This window comes from Mesorhizobium sp. M1A.F.Ca.IN.020.03.2.1 (assembly GCF_004023205.1).
Lineage (GTDB): Bacteria > Pseudomonadota > Alphaproteobacteria > Rhizobiales > Rhizobiaceae > Mesorhizobium.
Genome location: NZ_RZSV01000001.1, coordinates 60,442 through 80,606, shown reverse-complemented (window position 1 = coordinate 80,606; position 20,165 = coordinate 60,442). Strand labels below are relative to the sequence as shown.

The window sequence follows — 20,165 nt, the reverse complement described above, 5'->3', positions numbered from 1 at the left end:
GCCGCTTCGGAACCATGCCGGCAGCGATGAGTTGTGCAGGAGACCAACGGAACCAACTTCGATGCCTGACCCCAGACAACCGGATCCCGATCGCGACACGCCGATGCCGGCGCCCAGCTGGAAACCGGAGCCGGTCAGGAAGCCGGAGCGGCACGGGCTGCCGGACGAGGTGCCGCGCCCAAATCCCGATGAAACCGACGATCCGCCGGCGCCTGCCGGGCGCATCCGGACGGAGTAAGCTCGATGGCTGCGCCTCGCGCGATCTGGAAAGGCTTCATGAAGGTCGGATCGGTTTCATGCGGCGTCAAGATCGTCGGCGCCACCAGCGAAGCGTCGAAAATCCATTTCAGGATATTGAACCGGAGGGACGGCCTGCCGGTGAAAAGCGCCTATGTGGATGAGGAGACCGGCGAACCGGTGGACGCCGAGGACCAAGTCAAGGGCTTCGAGACCGACAAGGAGGATTTCATCCAGATAGAGCCCGAGGAGATCAAGGCGCTGAAACTAACCTCCGAGCACACGCTGGAAATCGGCGAGTTCGTGCCGGTCGCAGACATCGACACGCGCTATCTCGAAAAGCCCTATTACCTCATTCCGGCGGAGGATGCTTCCGCAGAGGCGTTCAACGTCCTTCGGGAGGCCATGAAGAACAAACGGGTGGCGGCGCGATCCTGTGTCGTCCTCTACCAGCGCGGACGCGAGGTTCTCATCCAGCCCTTCGGCAAGGGAATGCTTCTCACCGAGCTGCGGGACCGCAATGAGATGGTTTCGGAGGCGACGGTGTTCGAAGGGCTGAAGAAGCAGGACTACGAGGCGGACCTGCTCGAGATCGCCGGCCTGCTGATCGACAAGAAGGCGACGAAGTTCGATCCTTCGAAATTCGAGGATACATACGAGAACGCGCTGATCGCCATGATCGAGGCCAAGCGCAAAGGCAAGAAGCTGCCCAAGGCGGCGCCGAAACCGCGTGAGAACGTCATCAATCTGGCCGACGTTCTGCGCAAAAGCCTTGCCAAGGAGGGCATCGCCGCGAAAGGCGCGAAGCAAGGCAAACCCAAGTCAGCTTGACGCCAAGAAAGGCCGCTCAGACCTCGTCGAACCGGCTTCCTTCCTTGGAGGGATCGCGCGCGAGGACCCGCTCCTCCTCGTCGTCCGGGAGTGCCTCGTCACTTTCCTGATAGGGATTGTCGTCGTCTTCTTCGGGGAGCGTTCCCTCCGCTTCTTCATCGTCCTGCGGGTCGCCGTTGACGGCGACGCTGTCGGGCAGGATCCGGCCGCCCTCAAGCGCGTCCCAGTCCTGCTGCTCGACTGCCGGAGCCTCGGTTTCGTCCTGATTTGCGGTGCGTTGCTTTTTACGCGGGTCCATCTCGTTCTCCAATGCTGCAAGCCTATCCGGCTCGCGGTTCGCTCAGTTGGAAAACCGCTCAGGCGAATGGTGGTTCCGCCCGTTGCAGCAAGTGGCGGCCGTTGTGGCGTCGCCTCTCCCTGGTAGGTGTCCTACGCGATCTGTTCGAACGTGCATTGGCGCGGCGCCTTGTCGGGCCGCCAGCGCACCATCCTTGTTCCATGCCGGAATCGGTCGCCGGTGACATGGTCGAAGCGGACCTCCACGACCAATTCGGGCCGCACCGGCTCCCATTCTCCGCTGCGCTCGGTGCTCCAGCGGCTCGGGCCGCCGGGTGCCTTGCCGGTGAAGCCGAGCCCGCCGCGCAACGCTTCAAGCCTCTTGGTCAGCGCCGCTCGCTCGTCACTGGCGATGGTCGAGGTGAAGCCGACATGGTCGAGCTGGCCACGGTCGTTGTAGAGGCCAAGCAGCAGCGAGCCGATTTGGCGCTTGCCGCTCAGGTAGCGAAAGCCACCGACCACGCAGTCTGCTGTGCGCAGCCGCTTGACCTTGATCATGGTTCGCTCGCCCGGGCGATAGGGTTCGGCCAGTGCCTTGGCGACCACGCCATCGGTGGCACCTCGGCCGGCGCCGCGCAACCATCGTCTGGCGGTCGCGAGGCTCGTTGTGGCCGGCGAGAGCTTCAGCCCGGCGTTCTCTGCCCTGGCAACGAAGTCCTCGATCGCCCGGCGCCGATCGGGCAAGGGCAAATCGAGCAACATCTCGCCTCCCGGGGCAGCCAGTGCATCGAACAGGATCAACCGCGCCGGTGTTTCCGCGCTCAGCTTGCGGATACGGCTCTCGGCCGGATGAAGGCGCATCTGCAGCGCGTCGAAGGAGACGCGCCCGTCGATCTCGATCACGATCTCGCCGTCCACGACGAATTGCCTTGCGGCGAGGTCGCGCAGCATCGTCGTCAGTTCGGGAAAGTAGCGGCCGAGCGGCTTGCCGGATTTGGCGCGAAGCTCGACGGCGTCGCGGCCCTTGAAGGCCAGGCAGCGAAACCCATCCCATTTGGGTTCGTACTGCCAGGGACCTTCAGGCAACGCGTCCGCGGTCCGCGCCTCCATCGGCGGCGTATCCAAAGACAGCGGAAACTCGGGGCTCGATGTCGCTGGTTGGGGCGTAATCCTGGAGGTCTCCATCTCGGTAGAACGTTCGACCACACCTGTAGTTTCCGGTCGACGGGAACGAGTTGCACCGCGAGGCGTTGCCTCACCAAAGTTCAGAAACGAAATGTCGAGCTTTGACCGCGTCGGGCACTTCTTCACCAGAGCGAACATGAACTTCCGACAGGAAATCCGATGTCGGCTTCCGGCTTGAGCTATGGTCCTCTGGGCGAGCGCTGCGCGCATCTATGCGTCGACATGCAGAAATTGTTCGCGGAACCTTCGGAATGGGCCACGCCGTGGATCACCCGCGTCCTTCCGAGGATCGTCAGCCTCGTCGAATGGAAAGCCGAGCAGACCCTTTTCACGCGCTTCGTGCCGGCTGAAAAGCCTGGCCTGGGTGCCGGCACCTGGAGGCGCTACTATGAGCGCTGGGCGTCGATGACGATCGAAAATGTCGGGCGAGAAATGGTCGGGTTGCTGCCGCCGCTGTCATCCTTCTGTCCGCCGGCGCAGGTGATCGACAAGCATGTTTATTCGCCCTGGCCGGAGGGCAGACTGCAGACGGCACTTGCCGCGCGCAGCATCGACACCCTGGTGGTCACGGGAGGCGAAACCGATGTTTGCGTGCTCGCAACCGTCCTGGGGGCGATCGACATCGGATATCGCGTGGTGCTGGTCACGGATGCGCTTTGCAGTTCATCGGACGCGACGCACGATGCCCTGATGACCGTCTACCATCAGCGCTTCGCGCAACAGGTCGAGACCGTCGAGATGGAGACGGTCCTTTCGGCCTGGACCTGAACGTTATGGGACGATCCGCACCGGCTACAGCCGAAAGCGACCGATCAACTGCTATTTGACGGGAACCGCAATGTTTCTCCGAAATTGCGCAGGCAGGGAGTGTGTAGATGCCTAAACCAGCGAAACGGGAAAAAGCTCGCAAGCCAAATCCGTCTGACCCCAACCCAAAGCAAAAGCCGCCGAGGGACACGCGCGAAAACCCGACACGGAATCCGGACGGTCCCGGCGAATTGCCGGACACCACCACGCGTGAAGAAGTCGAGACAGTCAGGCCTAACCTGAAACGCTAGTACCGGTAGGCGTACGTATTTGCGAGGCGCGACGCTTTGATGTTGTGGAGATAGGCCGCGCGAAGATTGACTTGTCGGCCCGACAAGACTGCGATTGCCGGCCAAAAAAGGAACCCCGGCTGCAGTGGTTGGGTGGGGGGCACGGCAGCCGAGGTCAATGTTTTTCTAAGAACTGTGGCGCCGTTTGCTTCAAACCGCAAATCTCGCTCTAAGGTCGAGATATGCTCGCGCGCAGCTTTGAGGAGCAGAATTCCTGTGATTGCAACTTAAGGTTGTCATCCTTTCGGTCATATTAGCCACCTAAGATATAATTACCAAATTGTTAACCAGGATTAATGCGCCTTTTCCACAGCATCGTAGTATGCATTTGAGGCTGGATTACCTCAATGGAGCGGGGATCCCATACGTCCGTGGGTTGGGCCGGCGTATGCACTACTCCTTGAATCTATTCCTCACTTCGCAGCAAGTCGCCCGACACACGGTAAACAGCGTATCAGTTCATGCCGCTGAACAAGCCCTGCGTGGGAGTCAAGATAAAAAGGGGAGCGAGCGAAGTCGGCGGCGGAGAGGAGTAAATAAGGCGATGGGACATCTTCAAATTTCCGAGTCTTGGAAGGATGCGACGGGGTCGTTGCAGAACGGGCATCTGACGGACGTGAACGGGCTCGGCACGTCTGATCTCGAAGAAGGACACCCGACCGAAGGTCTGGTGGTAATTGTGGACAAGCGGGCACTCGAGCGCGAATGTCTTGCTCGAGGCCTTATCGAACATAATCCGGCTTTGCGCGTCAGCGCCGTAGGATCTCTTGATGAGATTCAGCACGTCGCCGGCGGGGCGGAGGCTTCCGCGATCCTCGTTATTCTCGGCGCCAGAAAGGTGACCGACCAGAGCGTTCGGGCGGAACTTGTGCACCTCATCTCCGAGGTCGGCGCCGTACCCGTAATCGTCGTGGTGGATTCCGACGAGCCGGGGGAGATCCTTGCGGCTCTCGAATGCGGCGCCCGCGGCTACATTCCCACGAGCGTCAAGGTGAAGGTCGCTGCCGAGGCCATCGGTCTCGCCCGCGCCGGAGGGATCTTCGTGCCCGCCAGCTGCGTGCTGGCGCTTCGCGAGATCATCCATTCGACGGCAAACGGCGCCCGTCCGCTCGCCGGAATGTTCACCTCGCGCGAGGCCGCGGTCGTGGAAGCGCTCAGGAAAGGCAAGGCCAACAAGATCATTGCCTACGAGCTCAACCTCTGCGAGAGCACGGTCAAGGTCCATATCCGCAACATCATGAAAAAACTGAAAGCCACGAACCGCACTGAGGTGGCCTACAAGCTTAGACAGATGATGCTTTGAAGGCTGCCCAGGCCTGGTGCCTGGCAATAGAACGACGCACGCCGATCCTCGACGTGGAGGCGGACCTATTTCAGGTCCGCCTCCCTTCGAGATTCAGAAATAGGACGGTGCCTGCAGGTCTTGAAACGGATGCGCTCAGGCCGATGCTCAGGCATGTTCCCGGTCGAGCATCTCGAATCCTGCCTTCACGAGAAATCCAACACTGTCGCGGCCCAACTCCGCACCGCGATATGCTGCTTCGGCAGCCTTCACGCCTCCCGTCAGTCTGCGGATCACCGGAGCCGCTCCGAGTATCTCGAGCGGCAGGCCCAGCTCGCCGCGGTTGGGGCGCTTCGGCGGCCATACCCTGAGGCCGAAATAGCTGGCGGCCGAGCGGTCGATCCCGCCGCTGAACTGCACCAGCAGCGCCTGGCGCGTTCTCCTGGCGATGCGGCCCAGACTGTTGATGTCCATCGGGGGTTTGGCGGAGGGCCGCATAGCGACGATGATCACCTCCCATGCATCATCGGTCAGCAGAACCGGATGCGAAAAAACACCGACTCTTGCTCCACGTTCGGCGAGCATACGTTCGAGGAATGGTGCGCAGGGCGTGTCGCAGACGACGGCGAATCTCGAGGCACGCTGATCGACACCGGCATCCTCGAGTAGGACCCGGCATAAGCGCGCGAATTCCGGCATCAGGTCTATGGCCGGGTGACCGAGATTTGGAGCAGCAACCTTGATGCCGGCCTCGTCACAGGCATCGAAGTCCAACACGCCTTGCCGAAGCTCCCAAGGCTCCGCCATGAGCGCAACGACCGCGTGAGAGGGCAAGAGCTCGATGAGCGATCTCGAAATCGGTCCGACCTGGGGACAATTGGTGATGAGGTCGACCTCCTGCCATTTGCGGCTTTCGATGCGGTTCGTCACTTCCACGCGTTCGGCGACCTTGGCGTACTCGGCAAATGCCAACGTCGCGTCCGCGGCCGCCGCCAGGCTCGGATGTCTGGAGGATACGCGGGTGAGTGCAACGACACGGTCGGCATTGGCGAGCGCCGCGGCTGTCGCAGTCACCGCCTGATAGCCCATCGCCGCGCCAGCCACGACAGTGAGGCCGGAGAGATCAAGATCGAGCAAAGCTATCTGCTTGCGGACGACGGCAAGTGCTTCCGCATGGTCGACCTCCAGAAACTGACGAGCGCCCGGCCTTGCGGGGAAGTCACCGGACGAAGGCTTCGGAATGGGCGTCACGTTGCGTGCTCCACTGACAGGCTGGCAGGCATTCTTTCGACGCGGAAGATCTGTCTCGTCGAATCTCGTCGCATGCGCGCGCATGCTTTTCAGGCATTGCCAGACGGCTGCCGGCTCGCCCATCCGGCACCAGTGGCTCCAGACATTCTCTCGGCATCCTTGCCATCAGAGCTAGGGCCTGAATTCAGTCGGCGGTCTGGATCGCCCCTAGCCGGACCAGTCGCATTTCGTCGATCACGAATACAGTCGAACTTGCCCGAACTGCTACTGCAGAAAATGGGTGCCAGTGTTACGCCGTTTGATCAGAAGGCTTATCGACACCGCGCCGGCAATACGCGTTCAGGCTAAGAGGCTAACCGGCGCCAGATCGGGCGCTACCTCCTTTGCGGTTCTTGCCGGGAATGGTCCGCCGAGTGAAGTTGAGCGCTAAAATCAGCCGTTTCCTTGGCGAAGCTCATGACAATCAGCGCATTCGACACGAACCCCCGCAGACCCGGAATAGGCGTCGGCCAAAACCATCGTCCGCTTGGGGGGCGGCGCAAGAGGATCATGGACGTCACCATCGCATCGATCGCGCTTGTGCTGGCCGCTCCGATCATGCTTGTGGTTGCCCTCTTAATATTGGCGACCGACGGCGGACCGGCGATATTCTCTCACACTCGGGTCGGCTTCAACGGCAGGCGTTTCGCCTGCTACAAATTCAGGACCATGGTTGCCAACTCCCAGCAGGTTCTGGCCGACTATCTTGCGAGCAATCCCGAAGCCGCCAAGGAGTGGGAGCAGAATTTGAAATTCAAGAACGATCCGCGCGTCACCTTCCTGGGGCACATTCTCAGAAAGTCGAGCCTTGATGAGTTGCCTCAGCTCATCAACGTGCTGCGCGGCGACATGAGTTGCGTCGGCCCTCGGCCGGTCGTCCCCGACGAGCTGCAACGTTACGGCGCCTGCGCGATCGATTATCTTCGAACCCGGCCCGGGCTGACCGGCGCGTGGCAAGTGACGGGCAGAGACGCAATAGACTATCCGAGCCGTGTCTCCCTCGACAGCCGCTACGTGCGAAACTGGTCCATATGGGCCGACGTCGTCATTCTCGTTCGGACGGTCTTCGCCGTGATGAGATTCGATCATGCGTCCTGACTGGCGAGGCAGGCAGCGAGCATTGGCGGCATCGCCGCTTTAAAAAAGTCCGGCGCCAGCGACGAAATGGCAGCCGCAGTCCGTCAATGCTCATCGGTCACGGCGCGACGCCACACGATGCCGAGGAAGACGCCGAGCAGGTAGGCGCCCTGCAGCGTGACAACGAAAAGCAGGATCGAAAGCAGACGGTCCCAGGCAAACAGGCTGCCGATGCCGCCTGCAATGGCGCTGAACACCACAATCACCGCGGTCATGACGATGAGCGCCGGCGCGCGAACACGAAATCCGAGCAAAATGCCGATCACGCCGACGGCGACAAGACCCCAAAGCACGGCGATCTCCTACGGTGTGAAAGACTCGGTGTGCCGCGCCCAAGTCTCCCACATATGCAAATCCGCACCAACACCGAATCCCCGCCGCGGCTAGACCGGATCTCGACCAGGCAGACTGGAATCGCAGCACCACCAGCCCTTGCACAAAAGGCGTAGGACACCTTGTCCCAATGACGCGTTTTCGCTCATTTCCTTGTCATCCAGCTGCGCCTACGCTGCTTATGAAATAGGTACGCGGAGTATTCACCCGCGGTGCGGCAGCGCGCCTTGAATCACCGTCCTGGAGTGAACGTTGTGTCTCTATTTCTTGGCGTTGCCGTTCAGGACACAGGGGCACCGGACGCAGCCTGGCGAGGCAAGAGCGCGTCGGCCCGCGGTTGTTGCATAGCATTTTCAGCGTGACGACCATCGATGCTGCAGGCTTCCATCCTTTTGCTGATCGTGTCGATATGGTTCCCTGGCGCCACGCGGATTGCCGGAACCGATGGCTCGATTTCCTTTTTGCTCGCTTTGTTCTGCGGCCTGGTAAGCCTCGTTCCCTACGCCGAAGCGACAAAACGTCTGCATCGCACCGACACGGCCCTGGCAACTGCCGTGCTGACAACATCTGCCCTCATCATGGTTCTATCGCTGCTGTCGGCGCTACACGCGGACAATCCGGTCAGGACCATGCGCGCTGTCTTCGCCCAGGTGTTTGGTTTCGCCACTATCCCGACCATTGCATTGATCGCCGCGAGGCCTAGGAGTTTTGAGGCAATCGACAGGATTGGGATGACCATGGCCATCATGGTTGCTGTTACATCCTGCCTTGTCGTTATTGGCCTCGGCGATGCTCGATTCGCCGATCGGGCGGAGGGCTATTTCAAGCATGCAAACCAGCTCGGAATTGCCTTGTCGGCCGGTCTGCCGCTTGTCGCCGCGAAGCTGGTCGCTTCTCGAAGGCACCGAATCCTCCTTTCGGTTTGCCTCCTCGCGGGGTTGCTGGGTTTGGTCAAATCGGGATCCAAGACGAATTTCGTTCTTGGGGTCGTCGGTCTCGGCACGTTCTACGGGCTATACTGCATCTATCTGGTGATAAGGAAGCAGCGTCCGGTAACAGTGATCGCGGCGACCGTTACGGCTCCGATATTGTTCCAGGCTAGCTTCATGATGTTGCAGTTCCTGAACCCACGGGCCTACAAGCTGCTGTCGCTTCAGCTCTCCGGCGGGGAGGCACATTCGATCGTTTCGCGGCAGCGACTGTGGTCGATATCAATCGATCTGGGCCTGTCGCATCCGTTCATGGGCGTGGGCGCAGGGCAATGGGTGGGCGACATCGCTCCGCACAGCCACAACCTGTTCATCGATTATTTTAGAACGCTGGGAGTGCCCGGCCTCGCCTTGGTGGTGATCATGGTTCTGCTGGTGGTGGGTTATCTGATCAGCGCCGTTCTGCACACATTGGTCGACAGGGGCAGGAGCGAACAAGCGACCGAAGTGAATGTCATGGTGCTCGGAACATCGGTCGCCGTATGGAACTACTTGGTCGCCAACCAGATGAGCGATTCCTTCGGGCCGTCAACCGCCGCCTTCTTCTGGCTGCCGCTCGCTTTGCTCATAGTCTACCGCGGCATGCAGCGATCGCTGCAGACCGGCCTTGCCAAGACCCCGAGGTTGTATGTCGGGACCGGGTCTCAGCTGCTTGAAGTTGAGTATGCCCCTCGCACATCGCCTTGACTTCATTGGCGTTCCAAGAGTTCATCGTACCACCCGAAATCCAATGACCTCGCACACTGTTGGTGACCTGGCGGCAAGCCTCCCGCCAAGCGTCGAAGCACGCGCGCTGCGGACAGACATTCGATTTGTCGAATTCTTTGGTCTGCCCGGGGTCGGAAAGACAACTACCTCCGGCCTGCTGGCGGACAGCCTGCGACGGTGCGGCCCGCTGGAAGGCGACGTGCGAGTGGCGTGGGAAGGAAGAACATTCATCGAGAGGCAGATACACAGAATGGGCGTTGTCGCCCCTCGGCTGCTAGATCGTGAGTTTCGCTCGTTGCTTGCTCGAATTGCCCGCTTCGTCATCGAAAGCAGGCAAGTGTCGCGCCTTGATGCCATCAGGCTTGTCTGGAATCTTATCAGCCTGGTCGCATTTATCCAGCATGAGAGGGCAAGAAGAAATTCAATAATCATAATGGATCAGGGGTTGCTGCAGGGATTCTGGTCCATATTGCTGAAGAGCAGATGCAAAAAAACATCCGAGAATTGGCTGGATATGCTTTCTGCCGTCGGATTGCATGACATGGTTTTTGTCCACCTGCGCAGCGAGACCGGCATCGCCAGAGACCGGCTCCTGACCAGGGGCGATCGCTCCTCGCGGCTGCAACGGACATCCCCGGACAGCGATCCCGACCTTTGGTCGGCGGCGGATCGGGCCTGCCGCGAAATGGCGGCCGCCCTTGAGCGGGGAATGGGAACGGAAGATCGCATGGGCGTGCTGGCGGCCATCGACATCGAAAGGCTCGCATCGCCCGAAGACGTGGCCTCGAGAGCTCTCGAGGCGGTCCGTTCGGCCTGTCTCGAGCGGCATCGGCAATCCCTTTCTTCAGGTCAACGAGCATGAGGATGGACCGCCGTTCATTCATGGGCCTTGCTGGGCTGTCTCCCGTGTTCGCGCTGTTGCCGGGCTCGTGCCAGGCGGAGGGCGGGCAGATGCCGGAGGGCAAGCAGCTCGTTCTGACGGGCGAGCACGGCTACGAACAACAAATGTTTCGGGATCTCGAAGCCGGAACGACAATCGACGCCCGGAATGCTTCCTTCACAGTCGCCAACAGCAGAAATCCTGAGCCCAGCGCGATGATGGGCTGCGACGAAGGAAACCTGCCGGTCAATCGCTACCCGGTGGTCATCCGCAACTGTCCGGACGTTCATTTCATCGGAGGGCGCTTCGACGGCCAGGTGCCGCTGACCTCCGATTGGCGCGACACCTACTGCAACAGCGCGGCTCTGCTTGTCAGGGACGGAACCGCCAATGCGACAATAGAAGGTGTGCGCGCGCGGCGCTGCTGGGATGGCGTGCGTTTCGCAGCGCGGGCCGACGGCTTTCACCTGAAAGGCTGCTGGCTCAGCGAAATCAGGGATGATGCGGTGGAGAACGACTACCTGCTCAGCGGCATTGTCGAAGATTGCCTGTTCGACGGCTGTTTTTCGGGGATCAGCGTGGATCCTGCCTCAAACGAGCGGGATGGGACAGGGGAGACAGTGCAGATCGATCGAACCCTCATTCGCATGCACCCGTTTCTCTCCAAGGGCGAAATCACACATCAGGCGCCGATCAAGGCCGTCGATCAGTCACCCAGGCTGAGGATAACGGGATCGGTTTTCGCATTGGCTTCGGTGAACATGCGTGGACTCCGTCGCCTGGAAAGAACCTGGGGGCTGGCTATCGAAAGCCGGGACAACGTGTTGCTGTGGCTGCCCGACCAACCAATTCCTTCGGAATTGCCGCTGCCGCCATCCGGTTTCAAGGTGCTGACGGGCGCTGACGCGCGCGAATACTGGAACAAGGCGCATCTGCAATGGGTCGCGGCGCATCAGAACGTGGCCCGGTTCTCCGACGAAGCGCTGTGAGAAGTCGCACTCGGGGGCAAAACATTCGGTTGCTTAGCTGTGTTGGGCGAAGTGAACTCCTGCCGAAACGCTTGTCGCTTCGCCCATTGAACGTACCTGTTTCGCAACGACAGGTTGGACCGCCGTCGCGTTCCGGCAGAGGGGGAGAGGACTACTCGATGAATCACGAGGCGGGTAACGGAACGGCGCCGCCAGGCTCCACCGCTCATATCCCGGCCACGTTTGTGACCCAGGGACGGCTGGCACGCGTCAGGGGGCAGAATATCCTGTTCAGTCCTTCCCAGCGGGCCATCTTCGCCGTCAACGATACTGCCGCCGAGATCTGGCGCTCCCTGGAAGAGGGAACATCGCCGCGCGCCATTTCGGCCGAGATGGCGCGCGCCGGCGTCGATGGGATCGAGGCAAACAGGCATGTCGAGGCCGCGCTGAGGGATTGGCAGCGGCTGAGCTTGATACGGCCCGACGCACCGCCGTCTGTGTCGGCTCGAGAGGCTGTGAGCCAGGTCGTCGCGATCGCGGGCCTTTCCGTACGCATCGAGTATCCTGCAGCCTGCGCCTTTCCCGCGGTCGTCGTGTTCCGGCATCTCGAGGTCCGACGAGAGACTGCCGACATTCTGTTCCAACTGGTCGAGCATGAAGGACGGGTCCACCTGTTCCGGGATGGCGACTGGGTTCTTTCCTGCGCGCCCGACGAGCTGCCCGTCATGGTGAAAGGGCAAATGCTGATCGAGGTCCTCGATCGCAGCGCCTACGAACTTGCTCTGCACGCGGCTGCGCTTCTCAAAAATGAGCGCATCGTGCTTCTTTGCGGCAACCCGGGCGCAGGCAAGACTACGTTGACCCTGGCGCTGGTCAATGCAGGGTTCGGTTTCGTATCTGACGATGTGACCCTGTTGGACTCCCGGGGACATGGCATTGGTCTGCCGTTTGCGCCTGCCGTCAAGGCAGGAGCATGGCCGCTTTTGGCCGAACGCTACCCCGATCTCGACGCTGTTCCGGTTTGTCGCCGGCCAGACCGCAGGCGAGTTCGGTTTGCGGTGCCCAGCGAGGTCGTGCCGTCCTCTCCCATACCAATCGGCTATGCAATCCAGCTTCGTCGAGGTCGCGACGCGAAAGCTTGCCTCGAGCCGATCGACCCGGCCAGCGCATTGCGTGTGCTGCTCAACGGGGCGTTCGCACCCGGCCGAGAGTTGAGTGGCAGTGCCTTCGACACTCTGACCGAAGTCATCGGATCGGCGGGCACCTATTGCCTGAATTATTCGAAGCTCGATGATGCAGTAGAGCTGATCACGAAGGCATGCCGGTGAGACACAGAGGCAACGCGCTCGAGGCTCTGATCGCCGGACTTCGCGGCAGTCCGGCCGACCGGGCCGATTGGCACGCCGTAATCGCCCTGGCCAATCGCACTTTGCTCACGCCGGATTTGTTCTCCTCCCTCGCGCGCGCCGGCCAGATCCACCGGCTACCGCAGGACGTGTACGAGTATCTCCGGTTCGTTCACGACTGCAATCGGGAGCGGAACTTGCGCTTGCGTGCGCAACTGCGCGAAGCCGTTGCGGCGCTCAATCGCCGCGGCATCGTTCCGCTCCTGCTCAAGGGCGCTGTTCCCTTGTTCCTTGCGCCGGCCGGCCAGGCTCCCAGCAGGATGACAAGCGACCTCGATCTGGCCGTGGAGCCGGCCAAAGCGGCGGCCGCCCAAATCTGCCTTGAAGAGCTCGGCTATGTCGAGGTGGCAGGTGAGCGAGGCATGGCGCGTGAGCAGGATGCCGGAATGCTGGAACTCCGGGCGCGCCGGGCGATCGACTTTGAACCTCCCAAGCTCGTCCAGCACGACGATTTGTGGGTGAATATTCCTACTGCCCAGTCCCGGGCTCTGCACTGGATCGTGCACGACCTGTTTAAGGAGGGCGACTATTGGCGCGGAAGGATTGATCTCAGGCACCTTCACGACCTGGCGCAATTGGCGGAGACCGAGAACGTGGACTGGAGCGCGCTGCAGGCATCCATGTCGGACCGAAGCGCCCGCAATGCCCTGGATACCCAGCTCCTGGCCTTGCATCACTTCTTCGGAACCAGGATCCCGGCAAGATGCGCGCGGCGCCCGATCGTCCGTTTCCAGCACTGGAGGCGCGTCTTCACGGCAACCCACCCGATCATCGGCGCTCCGTTGCGCCTGGCCGGGAATTTGATTTGGGGAACGCGGCGGTTTCTAAGCGCCAGGGGTTCGGCGAGGGGGGGCTCGTCCGATTTCGCGCGGCGCATCGCTCGTACGCTTTTGCTTCCAAGCGCGAAAATCTAAGCCTTTTGGTGAACTAGTATCCTGGCATCGGGAAACATAAGCTGTTGTGATACTTTGGAACCCGCATGGGAGAATCGTCATGCCAACCGAAAGCACGAAACGCTCGGAAAGGACGCAGGAAGTCCTCGTTTCAGAGGCTCAGGCGCGCCGGGACTTTCTCAAGAAGGCAGGGCGTTTTGCGGCGGTGACTCCACCGGCCATAACGGTTCTGCTCGGCACCAGCCTGAACTCGAGAGCGATCGCCAAATCGGGAGGAACACGCCCGGGCAACGGCTGGGGCGACAACAATCATATTCACATTGGTCCTCCCGGCCAGTCGTAAGGTTGACCGTCAGGGTCGCTGAAGCAGCGTTGAGAACCAAAAGCGCGTCGCGGGGAAATGGATCCCGGCGGCGCGCTTTCGCGTCTTTGCTTCAATTTTGATACCCCGATCGCTGGCGGCACGCCGCGGTCGGGGTATTTTGTTTGTTGGCGGCGACCGGGTTGGCGCAAGCGTAAATCGTTCCTGTCAGATCAGGCGAGCAGCCAATCGTTCAAATGGAATTCATAGATCTTGCCGTCGTTCTCGGTCGGATTCGAGTCGTTGTCCACGCCGCGATCGACGACATAGAGGCTCATTTGGTGGCTCGGATCGTCGCTGCTCGGCGCCAGGGCAAGTCCCGCCGGCTTTTTCGCGTTGGCGGCGGAGATGTCGAGTGTGCCCAGCAGATCCCCGGTTGGCGTCACCATTGCCACGGAGGTGCGTGACACGATGACATAAAGCAGGTCGTGGACCGGATCATACGCGATGCCCCCGTCAGAAGGGGTTCCGAGCGCCTCTTCAGAAAAACTCGTCACGACATCATCGCCCCCCGTGCTTGGGACGCCGTCGAATCTGCCGTTCTGGCCCGGAGCGATGGTGTAAATCCTATGGGTTGTGCCATCCTCGAGATAGAGCACGCCGCGGTTTGTGTCGTAGGCAATACTCTCCGCATCCGTACTGCCGAACGCGGCGGTCCTGAACGAGGTCACGATATCGTCGGAGGTGTTGTAAAGCCCATCGTTGCCCGGGTTCAACTCGTAGACGCTCTTCGTGCCGGTATCGTCCGAGAAGAAGAGATGGTGGTTCGCCGGATTATAGGTGACCCCGGCCGGCTCATCCGAGAAATTGATGGTGGTGAGCGTGCCCGTCAGGGTGCCGTTCAGATTCATCTGGAAGAGATTCTTGCCCGTGAAAATCGACATCTCCTCCACCTCACTATCGGCCACCAGCAGCTTGCCGAGGTGGGAGATATAGACGATATCGGTTGGGTCGGGGCTCGGCGGTGACCACTGCGAAGTCAGAATGGTGTGCGCCAAGGTCACGGATGTCGGCAACTGGGTGGCGGTGACGCCGACGGTGAAGGTGTGCGTGGCGATGCTGCCGTCGGACGAGGTTGCTGTCACGTGGAGATCGATCGTCGGTTCGGACTGAGCGTTGAGCGTGCCGCTGCTCGATCGCGTGATGACGCCGGTGCTGGAATTGATGGCAAAGCGCGAGTCGTCGATCGTGTAGGTGACCGTCGAGCCGGCATCGGGATCCTTGGCCGAGGCGGTGATGCCGACGGCAGTGCCGGCGGCGGCATTCTGGCCGATCTGGTTGGCCGCGGTATTGGCATCGGGCGGCGTGTTGAACGCGATCGGTTCGGGGCTGTTGAGGACGGCGAGGGTGAAGCTCTTGTTGGCGGTGCTGCCGTCGGAGGAGGTCGCCGTCACCGTCAGGTTGATGGACGACTGGGTCTCGAAGTCGAGCGTGCCTGTGCCCGAACGCGTGATGACACCGGTGCTGGAATTGATGGCAAAGCGCGTGTCGTTGATGCTGTAGGTGACCGTCGAGCCAGCATCGGGATCCGAGGCCGAAGCGGTGATCCCTGTCGGTGTCCCCGCCGCGGCGAGCTCGGCGATCTGGTTGGCGCCGGAGTTGGAGTCGGGCGGAGTGTTGAAGGCCACGGGCTGTTGGCCGGCCGTGACGCTGACAGTGAAGGTGCTCGTGGCGCTGCTGCCATCGGACGACGTCGCTGTCACCTGGAGATTGATCGTCGGTTCGGACTGGGCGTTGAGCGTGCCGGTGCCCGAGCGCGTGACGACCCCGGTGCTGGAATTGATGGCAAAGCGCGAGTCGTCGATCGTGTAGGTGACTGTCGAGCCGGCATCGGGATCCGAGGCCGAAGCGGTGATGCCGACGGCAGTGCCGGCGGCAGCGTTCTGGCCGATCTGGTTGGCCCCGGAGTTGGCATCCGGCGGCGTGTTGAACGCGATCGGCTCCGGGCTGTCGAGGACACCGAGGGTGAAGCTCTTGGTGGCGGTGCTGCCGTCGGAAGAGGTTGCCGTCACTGTCAGATTGATGGACGACTGGGTTTCGAAGTCGAGCGTGCCTGTGCCCGAGCGCGTGACGACGCCGGTATTGGAATTAATGGCGAAGCGTGCATCGTTGAGGCTGTAGGTGACGGTCGCGCCGGCATCGGGATCGGTGGCCGAAGCGGTGATCCCGGTCGGTGCTCCCGCCGCGGCGAGCTCGGCGATCTGGTTGGCAGTGGGATCGGCATCGGCAGGAGTGTTGAAGGCCACCGGACTTCCGGATCCCGGCAAGACATATTCGATGTGCAGCAGCGGCGCGCTGGCGGGATTGTATTCGTAGGAATCGGCGGTGCGCGTGCCGGTGCCGGTGATCAGGAACGCCATGTCGTTGAGCGCTGCCCAGCCCGAGCGGCTGACGATCTCCTGGACGATAGCCGTGAGGTCTGGCGTGCGCTCGGCCTGGACGTGCTCGCCCACCGTGGTCCACGGGGCCGGCGTCCAAGCCGTCGACGCGTCGGTCGTTGCCCGTGACGATACATTGAAGCTGGTGCTGGTGAAGGGGCTTGCGTCGTCGGTGTCCTGGCCCTTGATCAGCAGCGAGGCCGCGCCGGTCTTCACCTCGTTGGCCTGGAACTGGATGTAGGCGCTGGTGATGATCGCGCCTTGCGGGATGTCGATACCGGTGAAGCGGAGACCGACCGTCTGGCGGGTAGAGCCGTCAAAGCCCAGTTCCAGATCACTGACGTTGCTCGAAATCGAGCCGGAACCTTTCTCCTCGACATCGTCGCCTGCGGCCGCCACCCTGGCCTCGAAAGTCCCAGGCGTGCTGCCGCCGGTGACGTCAACATTGAAGGCGTGGGTGTTGGTGCTGCCGTCCGACGAGGTCGCGGTGACCGTGAGCGCAACCGTCGGCTCGGACTGGGCGTTGAGCGTGCCGGTGCTCGAGCGTGTTATGACACCGGTGCTGGGATTGATGGCAAAGCGCGGGTCGTTGAGACTGTAGGTGACCGTCGAGCCGGCATCGGGATCCGTGGCCGAAGCGGTGATGCCGACGGCAGTACCGGCGGCAGCGTTCTGGCCGATCTGGTTGGCCGCGGTGTTGGCATCGGGCGGCGTGTTGAACGCAACCGGTTCCGGGCTGTCGAGGACGGCGAGGGTGAAGACCTTGTTGGCCGTGCTGCCGTCGGAAGAGGTTGCCGCCACCGTCAGGTCGATCGACGACTGGGTTTCAAAGTCGAGCGTGCCTGTGCCCGAGCGCGTGATGACGCCGGTATTGGCATCAATGGCGAAGCGCGTGTCGTTGAGGCTATAGGTGACCGTCGAGCCGGCATCGGGATCGGTGGCCGAAGCGGTGATGCCCGTGGGTGCTCCCGCCGCGGCGAGCTCGGCGATCTGGTTGGCACCGGGGTTGGAGTCGGGCGGAGTGTTGAAGGCCACAGGCTGTTGGCCGGCCGTGACGGCGACGGTGAAGGGGTGCGTGACGACGCTCCCGTCCGACGAGGTGGCGGTGACGGTGAGGTTGACAGACGGCTCGGACTGGGCGTTGAGCGTGCCGGTACCTGATCGCGTGATGACGCCGGTGCTGGAACTGATGGCAAACCGCGTGTCGTCGATCGTGTAGGCGACCGTCGAGCCGGCATCGGGATCCGTGGCCGAAGCGGTGATGCCGACGGCGGTGCCGGCGGCAGCGTTCTGGCCGATCTGGTTGGCCGCGGTGTTGGCATCCGGCGGCGTGTTGAACGCGATCGGCTCCGGGCTGTCGAGGACATCGAGGGTGAAGCTCGTGGTGGCGGTGCTGCCGTCGGAAGAGATTGCCGTCACCGTCGGATTGATGGACGACTGGGTTTCGAAGTCGAGCGTGCCTGTGCCCGAGCGCGTGATGACGCCGGTATTGGCATTGATGTCGAAACGCGAGTCGTTGAGGCTGTAGGTGACGGTCGCGCCGGCGTCGGGATCCGTGGCCGAAGCGGTGATCCCGGTCGGCGCTCCCGCCGCGGCGAGCTCGGCGATCTGGTTGGCAGTGGGATCGGCATCGGCAGGCGTGTTGAAGGCCACCGGACTTCCGGATCCGGGCAAGACATATTCGATGTGCAGCAGCGGCGCGCTGGTCGGATTGTACTCGTAGGAATCGGCTGTGCGCGTGCCGGTGCCTGTGATCAGGAACGCCATATCGTTGACCGCCGCCCAGCCCGAGCGGCTGACGATCTCCTGGACGATAGCCGTGAGGTCGGGCGTGCGCTCGGCCAGGGCCTGCTCGCCCACCGTGGTCCACGGGGCCGGCGTCCAAGTCGCCGACGCGTCGGTCGTTGCCCGTGACGATACATTGAAGCTGGTGCTGGTGAAGGCGCTTGCGTCGTCGGTGTCCTGGCCCTTGATCAGCAGCGAGGTCGCGCCGGTCTTCACCTCATTGGCCTGGAACTGGATGTAGGCGCTGGTGATGATCGCGCCTTGCGGGATATCGACGCCGGTGAAGCGGAGGCCGACCGTCTGGCGGGTCGTGCTGGCAAAGCCCAGTTCCAGATCGTCGACATTGGTCGAAATCGAGCCGGAACCTTTCTCCTCGACATCATCGCCCGCGGCCGCCAGCCGCGCTTCGAATAGTTCAGCCATAGTCGGTCTCCTCTCGTAAATTTCCTCCGCAACGACGGAATCTCCCGGTGCCCGATCGGGCGTCAGGCTGAGCCCATGATCGAGCAAGGCGATGGCGTCGTTGCGCGTGAAGAAGGTGATCCTGGGAACTGACCTCGAGTTCCGCCGCTGATCAGTCTGTTGCCTGCCTCAGTCTTGGCCATGCGGGCACGACTGCCGCGAGCAGGCGCAACAGTGACAGGCCTTCCCGCCCAAGGAACAGCGACGGCAGGAGCCAGCACAACAGCAAGCCCCCCACAGAGGCCAGCAATGCCGTATCGATGAGCAGCGGAAGAGGCGATAGATGGAGGGCGCGAAGCCAGTCCACGAACGCCCAGATACCGGTTCCGACAACGCCGGCGAGCGCGACGCCAGGCAGGTGCGCAAGGAAGAAATTCGCCCACGTCATCCCGGTCACGCGGAGACTCAGCTGCGCCATGAGAAAGAAATTGGCCCCGAATGCCAGGCCGACACCGAACGCCACCCCTTCCACGCCCCAGAATTGCCCTATGAAGGCTCCGATGCAGACACCGACGGTGAAAACAGCCTGGCGCCAGGCCCGGGCGTAAACCGTTCCGGTTGCCCGCGAGACGGAATCGCTAAGCTTGTAGCTCGTGCGGAACAGCATGCTGAACGCCAGGATCTGGAGGGGGCCGACCACGCCCTCCCAGCCCCGTCCGAGAATGACCCGAACCAATTCGGGTGCGACGATCGCCACCACCACGCTGGCCGGCAGGACAAGCAGGCTGCAACCGGCGACCGCGCTGCGATAAGCGCGCGCAAGCCTGACGGGCTCTTCCTGGACCAGCGCCATGGTGGGGAACAGCACGCGATCGAGAACCTGGCCGACGATCACCGCCGGAGTGGTCATGAGTTGGGACGACAAACCGTAGACACCGAGCGCATCGGCGCCGAGATAGCGGCCCACGACAAGCCTGTCCACCTGAGTGGCAAGGTAGTTGCAGACCCGCGCAATGGTGAAGCCGCCGCCAAAATAGAGCAGTTCGAAAATCGCGCTCCGCTCGAGCAACGGCCGCATCGGGTGCCGCTGGCCGACGAGCAGCACGATCGTGCGGACCAACTGCTGGACCAGGATCGCTGCGACAAGTGCCCAGATACCGAAGCCGAGCCAAGCCAGCACTGGACCGACGACCACGTAGCCGATGGCGAAAGCGACCGCGTCGACAAGCGCGAGCCAACGGAACCGCAAGGCACGCTGGGCCGAGGCCAGCGCCACCATGGAGGCTCCTTGGAAAAGAAAGATGAAGCAGACCGCACGCACGATCGGAGTGAGCTCGGGCAGGCGAAGAAGACCGGCAATAGCGGGTGCCAACGCCCATACCAGAGCGGTTACGGTAAGCCCAAGGAAGAGCGACAGGGTATATCCGACCCGGAGATGCCGCTCCTCCAGTACAGGTCGCTGCACGATCGCAGGCGTGATGCCGAGGCCCTGGAAGATGGCCGAAAACTTGATGACGATCAGTGCCGCGGAGTAGAGACCGAACTCGTTGGGCGAGAGCAACCGGGCCAGGAGGACGAGGGCGACAAGCTCGGCAACCGCCAAGGCGCCCATGGACAGGCCCGTCCAGAACATGCCTACGACACTGCGTTTTGCCAGCCCGCGCCGGATGTCGCTCACGCCAATCTCCACATGCCGCCTTGCTTACTCGACCGACCAAAGAAGGGCG

The 20,165-nt window shown here is 62.0% G+C and carries 17 protein-coding genes; 11 read left to right on the top strand and 6 right to left on the bottom strand.

Features of this window, described 5'->3' with window-relative positions; genetic code table 11:
* Positions 1-61 precede the first annotated feature (61 nt).
* Both EOA79_RS32545 and EOA79_RS00335 read left to right on the top strand, forming a co-directional pair.
* Entirely contained in the window at positions 62-238 is a 177-nt protein-coding gene (locus EOA79_RS32545) for a hypothetical protein (RefSeq protein WP_082953724.1), read from the top strand.
* A gap of 5 nt (positions 239-243) precedes the next feature.
* The gene (locus EOA79_RS00335) at positions 244-1,068 is read left to right on the top strand and encodes a Ku protein (protein ID WP_127335126.1); all 825 of its coding nucleotides are present in this window, start codon (positions 244-246) and stop codon (positions 1,066-1,068) included.
* Between the two features lie 16 nt (positions 1,069-1,084).
* Here the strand turns inward: EOA79_RS00335 and EOA79_RS00330 are convergent, their stop codons facing one another.
* The gene (locus tag EOA79_RS00330) at positions 1,085-1,366 is read right to left on the bottom strand and encodes a hypothetical protein (protein ID WP_066992031.1); all 282 of its coding nucleotides are present in this window, start codon (positions 1,364-1,366) and stop codon (positions 1,085-1,087) included.
* Between the two features lie 131 nt (positions 1,367-1,497).
* Entirely contained in the window at positions 1,498-2,529 is a 1,032-nt protein-coding gene (locus EOA79_RS00325; protein WP_095826285.1) for an ATP-dependent DNA ligase, read from the bottom strand.
* Positions 2,530-2,688: 159 nt separating this feature from the next.
* Here EOA79_RS00325 and EOA79_RS00320 point away from each other — a divergent pair, with 159 nt between their 5' ends.
* Positions 2,689-3,297 carry a cysteine hydrolase family protein gene (locus EOA79_RS00320; RefSeq protein WP_066992037.1) on the top strand — a complete coding sequence of 203 codons (609 nt, stop codon included), beginning with the start codon at positions 2,689-2,691 and terminating at the stop codon, positions 3,295-3,297.
* A 921-nt stretch (positions 3,298-4,218) separates the two neighbouring features.
* Positions 4,219-4,929, top strand: a complete 711-nt coding sequence (locus tag EOA79_RS00315; RefSeq protein ID WP_245418714.1) for a response regulator transcription factor — start codon at positions 4,219-4,221, stop codon at positions 4,927-4,929.
* 147 nt (positions 4,930-5,076) lie between these two features.
* On the opposite strand, the gene EOA79_RS00310 is transcribed toward EOA79_RS00315, so the two are convergent.
* The gene (locus tag EOA79_RS00310; protein ID WP_127334734.1) at positions 5,077-6,159 is read right to left on the bottom strand and encodes a hypothetical protein; all 1,083 of its coding nucleotides are present in this window, start codon (positions 6,157-6,159) and stop codon (positions 5,077-5,079) included.
* Positions 6,160-6,708: 549 nt separating this feature from the next.
* Here EOA79_RS00310 and EOA79_RS00305 point away from each other — a divergent pair.
* Complete coding sequence (locus EOA79_RS00305) at positions 6,709-7,296, top strand: sugar transferase (protein WP_208720894.1); 588 nt, start codon at positions 6,709-6,711, stop codon at positions 7,294-7,296.
* A gap of 83 nt (positions 7,297-7,379) precedes the next feature.
* Here the strand turns inward: EOA79_RS00305 and EOA79_RS00300 are convergent, their stop codons facing one another.
* A complete protein-coding gene (locus tag EOA79_RS00300; RefSeq protein WP_066992046.1) occupies positions 7,380-7,628 on the bottom strand; it encodes a hypothetical protein in 249 nt (82 codons plus the stop codon).
* Between the two features lie 411 nt (positions 7,629-8,039).
* Here EOA79_RS00300 and EOA79_RS00295 point away from each other — a divergent pair, with 411 nt between their 5' ends.
* The 6 genes from EOA79_RS00295 to EOA79_RS00270 all read left to right on the top strand — a co-directional run bounded on the left by EOA79_RS00295 (position 8,040) and on the right by EOA79_RS00270 (position 13,855).
* Entirely contained in the window at positions 8,040-9,344 is a 1,305-nt protein-coding gene (locus EOA79_RS00295; RefSeq protein WP_095826287.1) for an O-antigen ligase family protein, read from the top strand.
* Between the two features lie 43 nt (positions 9,345-9,387).
* Positions 9,388-10,227 (top strand): hypothetical protein, encoded by an 840-nt coding sequence (locus EOA79_RS00290; protein WP_128292673.1) that lies wholly within the window; start codon positions 9,388-9,390, stop codon positions 10,225-10,227.
* A gap of 2 nt (positions 10,228-10,229) precedes the next feature.
* Entirely contained in the window at positions 10,230-11,234 is a 1,005-nt protein-coding gene (locus EOA79_RS00285; protein ID WP_095826289.1) for a hypothetical protein, read from the top strand.
* A 158-nt stretch (positions 11,235-11,392) separates the two neighbouring features.
* A complete protein-coding gene (locus EOA79_RS00280) occupies positions 11,393-12,541 on the top strand; it encodes a PqqD family protein (RefSeq protein WP_095826290.1) in 1,149 nt (382 codons plus the stop codon).
* On the top strand, positions 12,532-13,533 hold the full coding sequence (locus tag EOA79_RS00275) for a nucleotidyltransferase family protein (protein ID WP_245322520.1): 1,002 nt from the start codon (positions 12,532-12,534) through the stop codon (positions 13,531-13,533). The genes EOA79_RS00280 and EOA79_RS00275 overlap by 10 nt, the downstream gene beginning before the upstream one ends.
* Positions 13,534-13,612: 79 nt before the next feature.
* Positions 13,613-13,855 carry a hypothetical protein gene (locus EOA79_RS00270; RefSeq protein WP_082953725.1) on the top strand — a complete coding sequence of 81 codons (243 nt, stop codon included), beginning with the start codon at positions 13,613-13,615 and terminating at the stop codon, positions 13,853-13,855.
* A 191-nt stretch (positions 13,856-14,046) separates the two neighbouring features.
* Here the strand turns inward: EOA79_RS00270 and EOA79_RS33340 are convergent, their stop codons facing one another.
* Entirely contained in the window at positions 14,047-18,459 is a 4,413-nt protein-coding gene (locus tag EOA79_RS33340; RefSeq protein ID WP_245489825.1) for a hypothetical protein, read from the bottom strand.
* Between the two features lie 151 nt (positions 18,460-18,610).
* Positions 18,611-20,116, bottom strand: coding sequence for a lipopolysaccharide biosynthesis protein (locus EOA79_RS00255; protein WP_245322402.1), 1,506 nt, complete (start codon positions 20,114-20,116; stop codon positions 18,611-18,613).
* Positions 20,117-20,165: the final 49 nt, after the last annotated feature.